1 rRNA gene is annotated in these 937 nt (G+C 57.0%); it reads left to right on the top strand.

What is annotated here, in order from left to right:
• Nucleotides 1-937 (top strand): 16S ribosomal RNA (locus tag B5F25_RS20875); the annotation flags it as partial.

Here is a 937-nt window from a genome sequence, read left to right as displayed (position 1 = left end):
TTATCGGCCGCCGATGGGGATGCGTTCCATTAGCTTGTTGGCGGGGTAACGGCCCACCAAGGCGACGATGGATAGGGGTTCTGAGAGGAAGGCCCCCCACATTGGGACTGAGACACGGCCCAAACTCCTACGGGAGGCAGCAGTGAGGAATATTGGTCAATGGGCGCGAGCCTGAACCAGCCAAGTAGCGTGGAGGATGACTGCCCTACGGGTTGTAAACTCCTTTTGCAGGGGGATAAAGTGTGCCACGTGTGGCATATTGCAGGTACCCTGCGAATAAGCATCGGCTAACTCCGTGCCAGCAGCCGCGGTAATACGGAGGATGCGAGCGTTATCCGGATTTATTGGGTTTAAAGGGAGCGCAGACGGCCCCTTAAGTCAGCTGTGAAAGTTTGCGGCTCAACCGTAAAATTGCAGTTGAAACTGTGGGGCTTGAGTACGGTCGCGGCATGCGGAATTCGTGGTGTAGCGGTGAAATGCATAGATATCACGAAGAACCCCGATTGCGAAGGCAGCATGCCAGCCCGCCACTGACGTTGAGGCTCGAAGGTGCGGGTATCAAACAGGATTAGATACCCTGGTAGTCCGCACGGTAAACGATGGACACCCGCTGTCGGCGATATACAGTCGGCGGCCAAGCGAAAGCGTTAAGTGTCCCACCTGGGGAGTACGCCGGCAACGGTGAAACTCAAAGGAATTGACGGGGGCCCGCACAAGCGGAGGAACATGTGGTTTAATTCGATGATACGCGAGGAACCTTACCCGGGCTTGAACTGCGCCTGAATGTGCCGGAAACGGTACAGCCGCAAGGCAGGCGTGGAGGTGCTGCATGGTTGTCGTCAGCTCGTGCCGTGAGGTGTCGGCTTAAGTGCCATAACGAGCGCAACCCCTTCCGGCAGTTGCCATCAGGTGATGCTGGGTACTCTGCCGGTACTGC

It is taken from the genome of Bacteroides sp. An19, assembly GCF_002160215.1.
GTDB classification, from domain to species: domain Bacteria; phylum Bacteroidota; class Bacteroidia; order Bacteroidales; family Bacteroidaceae; genus Phocaeicola; species Phocaeicola intestinalis.
Note: the sequence above shows the minus strand (reverse complement) of the source record. Positions and strands in the feature narration are given on the sequence as shown.